This is a genomic window from Acidiphilium sp. AL (assembly GCF_025499445.1).
Taxonomy (GTDB): domain Bacteria; phylum Pseudomonadota; class Alphaproteobacteria; order Acetobacterales; family Acetobacteraceae; genus Acidiphilium; species Acidiphilium iwatense.
The window spans coordinates 11889-16569 of record NZ_JAIMBZ010000052.1; the positions used below are offsets into that span (position 1 = coordinate 11889).

Annotated in this window: 3 protein-coding genes, 1 tRNA gene and 3 pseudogenes; 4 read left to right on the plus strand and 3 right to left on the minus strand. The window is 59.3% G+C overall.

The window, feature by feature from the left end:
• A pseudogene (locus AiwAL_RS17965) lies at positions 1-244 on the plus strand (IS3 family transposase); the annotation flags it as partial.
• Here the strand turns inward: AiwAL_RS17965 and AiwAL_RS20480 are convergent.
• Positions 208-564, minus strand: a complete 357-nt coding sequence (locus tag AiwAL_RS20480) for a DUF5372 family protein (RefSeq protein WP_408851904.1) — start codon at positions 562-564, stop codon at positions 208-210. The pseudogene AiwAL_RS17965 and the gene AiwAL_RS20480 sit on opposite strands and share 37 nt — an antisense overlap.
• Positions 565-581: 17 nt before the next feature.
• Here AiwAL_RS20480 and AiwAL_RS17970 point away from each other — a divergent pair.
• The 3 genes and pseudogenes from AiwAL_RS17970 to AiwAL_RS17980 form a co-directional block, all read left to right on the plus strand.
• A pseudogene (locus tag AiwAL_RS17970) lies at positions 582-773 on the plus strand (transposase domain-containing protein); the annotation flags it as partial.
• Complete coding sequence (locus AiwAL_RS17975) at positions 770-1387, plus strand: plasmid pRiA4b ORF-3 family protein (protein WP_235706254.1); 618 nt, start codon at positions 770-772, stop codon at positions 1385-1387. The pseudogene AiwAL_RS17970 and the gene AiwAL_RS17975, both read left to right, overlap by 4 nt.
• 73 nt (positions 1388-1460) lie before the next feature.
• Positions 1461-2586, plus strand: a pseudogene (locus AiwAL_RS17980) (IS3 family transposase); the annotation flags it as partial.
• Positions 2587-3018: 432 nt separating this feature from the next.
• Here the strand turns inward: AiwAL_RS17980 and AiwAL_RS17985 are convergent.
• Together AiwAL_RS17985 and AiwAL_RS17990 are read right to left on the minus strand one after the other, a co-directional pair.
• Positions 3019-4374, minus strand: a complete 1356-nt coding sequence (locus tag AiwAL_RS17985; protein ID WP_262313227.1) for a site-specific integrase — start codon at positions 4372-4374, stop codon at positions 3019-3021.
• Positions 4375-4544: 170 nt separating this feature from the next.
• Positions 4545-4621: transfer RNA gene (locus AiwAL_RS17990), tRNA-Met, on the minus strand.
• Positions 4622-4681: the final 60 nt, after the last annotated feature.

The following is a 4681-nucleotide window of genomic DNA, read 5'->3' on the forward strand; positions in this document are numbered from 1 at the left end:
TACAACGGCTAGCCGAGCTCCTCTGCGGCCACCAACTTGGTCGACCATCAATGGCCTGTTCAAAGCGGAGGTGATCCACCGACGCGGGCCGTGGCGCCATGCCGAAGCGGTCGAATTCGCCACCCTCGAATGGGTGGACTGGTTCAACCACCGGCGTCTCCTCGAGCCGATCGGCAACATCTCACCCGCCGAGGCCGAGGCGCGCTACTATGAACAACTGAACGAGCTGGCTATGGTCGCCTGAGTCAAACAAAATGGCCTCCAGGATTCCCGGCGCGGTTCAAAGCCTCCCTCGGGGAGTTGTTCCCCCAGATGAAAGGCTAGGCCCGAATCCAAGAACGCTCGTAGATCGAGAAGCCGCGCGATCGAAATGCACGGGGTATCAACGATCTTGACCGACGCTGCCTTCGGATCGATCATCCAGGCCGGTACCAAGAAGGAAGGCCCCTCTCCTGAGCGAAGAGTCAGATGCCGGCTGCCGTTGTGGAGTTGATCGGCGACTACGATTGCAGGTCGCTGGAACAGCGGGTGGAAAGGATATGCAACCTCAACTTCTTGCCCCAGACTCTGGGCATTATGAAGCCGCGTCGGACCGCGGTGGAGAGAGGGCCGCCATGATGTGCAGCCTAATCACAACGGCCAAAATGAATGATGTCGATCCGCAGGCTTGGCTCGCCGATATCCTCGCGCGCATCGCCAGCCATCCGGTAAACCGGATCGACGAACTCATGCCCTGGAATTGGGCGGAGCGGTCTGCCAAACTAGCGACATGAGCCCGCCCAGCAAGACACCCAAGAGCGACACTTCCGCCGCGGACAGCTTCAACCAGATCTGCAAAGTCCGCATCCACCTGCTGGACACCGATCCGATAATCTGGCGCGAGGTGGAGGTCCCGACCTCAATCACCCTCAAGGTGCTGCACGACATTATCCAGATCACCATGGGGTGGTTCGACTACCATCTTTGGGAGTTCACGATTGACGGGCAGACCTATGGGTTGTCAACGGAAGAGGACTGGGGCGTGGGGCCTCGTCTCCAGGCGGACAAAGTCCGCCTGCGCGACGTGCTCACACCCCGCAGGACCACAATCGACTACATGTATGACTTTGGTGATTCCTGGGCACATCGGTTGACCGTGACTGCCATCCGTCAAGCCGAACCTGGCGTGTCCTATCCACGCTATATCGGCGGTGCGTGGAGCGCACCGCCCGAAGACTGCGGCGGCATTCCTGGCTATTACAATCTGCTCAATGCCCTCGCAGACGCCAAACACCCAGATCATGCCGAAGTGTCGGAGTATCTCGAAGACTGGAACCCGGAGGAGATCGAGGAACTTCAGATCAGGATCGCCCTCGGCCGCATCGCCAATCGTCGTAACGCTGCTTGAACTGGGCCCGGAAAATGGGACCACCGGCTTAATTGGACGAGGCGCCGCTCTGTTGTGGTAAACGGAGCGGATTATGAGCAAAACCAGACGGACGATTGATGCGGCATTGAAGGCGAAGATTGCCTTGGAAGCGTTGCGTGAGCAGGCGACGGTGGCCGATTTGGCGACCCGCTACCAGGTTCACCCGAACCAGATCTACGCGTGGAAGAAGCAGTTGCAGGAGCATGCGGCGCGGGTGTTTGATCCGAAGATCGGCCAAGATGCTGAGGCGGCCTCGAACCGGACGATCGAGAAGCTGCACGCGAAGATTGGACAGCTGACGATCGAGAACGATTTTTCGCACGGAGGTTCGGCAAATGAGCGCGCCGGATCGGAGAGCAAAGCTCGACCGGAACCATCCTGATCTATCGGTCCGCCGGCAATGCGAAATGCTGCATGTGGCCCGATCTAGGGTGTATCGACAGCGCCGGCCGGCGAACGACAACGATCTCGACCTGATGCGGCGGATCGACGAACTGTTCCTGCGCTGGCCGTTCCTGGGGTCGCGACGGATGGTGGCGCTGCTGAGGGCTGATGGCTTACGCGTGAACCGCAAGCGGGTGCGGCGGCTGATGCGGCTGATGGGGATCGTGCCGCTAGGTCCCAAGCTGCGGACCAGCAAGCCGGGTGCAGGTCACAAAATCTATCCGTATCTACTGCGGGATCTGAAGATCGACCGGGCAAATCAGGTGTGGTGCGCCGATATCACGTACCTGCCGATCGGCCGGGAGTTTCTGTATCTGGTGGCGATCATGGACTGGCATAGCCGCGCGGTGCTGGCTTGGCGGGTATCGAACACGATGGATGTAAGCTTCTGCGTCTCGGCGCTGGAAGATGCGTTGGCGCGGTTCGGCAAGCCGGAGATCTTCAATACCGATCAAGGCTCGCAGTTCACCTCGGCCGAATTCACCGGCGCGCTGACTGCGGCGGGGATCAAGATCTCGATGGATGGCAAGGGCCGTTGGATGGACAATGTGTTCATCGAGCGGCTCTGGCGATCGCTGAAATACGAGGATATCTACATCAAGTTCTATGCCGATGGGATCGAGGCGCGTGCCGGGATTTCCCAATGGATGAACTTTTACAACCGCCGACGCCCTCACCAGGCTTTAGGCAACCGTGCGCCGATGGAGGTCTGGCGCGCGGAAATGGGCAACGTACTGCCGCCGATGGCTGTGGATATGACGCTTGTCCCGAGGACAAGCTTGGACAACGCTTGCGCGTTGCCCACATACCCACAGCCACAACAGCAGCAAAAGGCAGCTTGATTTTCATGGAGGTCAGAGCGGCGCCGCTTCCACCTTAATTCCACCCGGGGCTGGTCCTCACTGCAGGGTCCAGTTCAGCTCGGACACGGATCGCCAAAAAGAAGGACTAATCATAGATGCTGACCGCTCCAAGGTCGCGCGGCCTTCACCGGATGGATACGCGCTACACCACTCGCACCAAGGAGATGCTGATCGCCAACGCGTTTTGAAGGAAGGATGAATATCGTTAAGCGGGGCCAAGCCCCTGATTGCGCACCCGCAAGGGGTGCGCTTCTTGGCGATCCGCCAAGCGGCTCGCTCTCTGGCCGGGCCTGCGCCCGGCTCTCAATCAACCTCAATCCCCCCGTCCCCATCCAGTTCCGCACTACCCTCTCTCGCCTTCCTTGCGCCCTTCCCCGCACCGGCTTTTGTCTTCGCTTTCCCGGCCCGCTTGCGCATGACATTGATGGCTGCGGCATCGAGCGTGTTCTTGAGATGGATGGCGTAATGCTTCTCGATCATCTCAACCGAAGTCCGGCAATTTTTCGCCACCTGATAGATGTCGGCTCCTTCCATCAGGCGCATGCAGATATACGTATGGCGCAGACTATAGGCAGTCCTGGCTTTTCCATCGCGATCGAGCTTCAGCCCAGCGCGCTCAAGCAGATTATTGAACAGTTTGATGTGATTGCCAGGGAACACAAGGTCCGTCGGCTTCGGATATTCCGGGTCCGGCACCATCGGTGCTGCGCCACCGGCCTTCCGCCGCAACTGCCGCTCGCGCCGAGACTCGCCATGCACCGGCTTCGCCCGCGCCAGTAATCGCTGATACACCCGCACAGCACCCGGCATGCTCTTGCAATGCCCCACCCCGCGCTTGCCGCGCACCTCGATCTCCAGAATCTCCTGCTTGCTGCTATCATCCTGGGTAATGGTGACATCGCGGTGCTGCAGATTGAACGCCTCGTCCGGGCGCAGGCCGGTATTGGCCATGAACAGCACAAAATCATAAACCTGCTCGGCATTCCATTTGTAATGGGCGCGCATCTGTTCCTTGGCATAAGCCCGCGCCGCCTCATATAGCTGCTTATACTCCTCGGGACTGAACCAGGCCCGGTGCGTGATCTTGCCCTGGGTCTTGTAAGGCGGCGACAGATCCGGCAGATGCGTGAGCCAACCATGGCGGATGGCGGTTTTCAGCACCATGCGCAGCGTCACTACCTCATCATGCAAGGTGCTGCGCGCCGGCGGTTTGGCCTTGGGCTTATGCTGGCCTTTTGAGTGCGGGTTCGGCTCGGCATAACTCGTCATCCGGTGCACCCGGTATTCCTGGACCTTGCCGGGGGTCACCTTGTCGAGCGGCAGGCTCCCGAAGAACGGCACCAGATGCACCCGCAGCCGGATGGCATGGCTTTCGGTCCATTTCTGGGAGCGCTCACCCTCGGTGATAACCCCGTATTCCTTCAGGAACTGTTCGGCGGCTTTTTTGAAGGTCGGGCGGTCATTCAGCACGCCAGCCCGCTGCTGGCCATGCAGCTTGAAGTACCAGCTCTCGGCCGCCTTGGCGGCCAGATCCTGAATTTCTTGTTTGGTGCTGTATTGGCGCTGCTTGCCACCGACAGAAGCGCGCGCCTGCCAGAACCGGCTATTGCCGCGCTGATAAATCTGAATTTTTCCACCCAGCAGCTCGACGGTCGGCATGAGACCTCCTTGGCGCGCACCGTGCGACGGTTGAGGATCAAAGGCAGATCGTGACCATAGCCTATCAGGTTAGGGAATTCGAGTTAAATTACCCTAAGACTGCCCTAGTACGCTGGACAGCAAAAAGCCGCCTTTCGGCGGCTTTAATGGTTTGAATTACTTCATTTTTCTGGTTGCGGGGATAGGATTTGAACCTATGACCTTCAGGTTATGAGCCTGACGAGCTACCGGGCTGCTCCACCCCGCGGTGGTTTTGGTGGCTGGTCTCCGGCTGATTGGTTTTCTTGGCGCCGGAAGATTGGTTGGA

Excerpts from the sequence above, each read along its gene's own strand:
- AiwAL_RS17985 (WP_262313227.1), bottom strand. The coding sequence starts at position 4,374 with ATGCCGACCGTCGAGCTGCTGGGTGGAAAAATTCAGATTTATCAGCGC.
- AiwAL_RS17975 (WP_235706254.1), top strand. The coding sequence starts at position 770 with ATGAGCCCGCCCAGCAAGACACCCAAGAGCGACACTTCCGCCGCGGAC.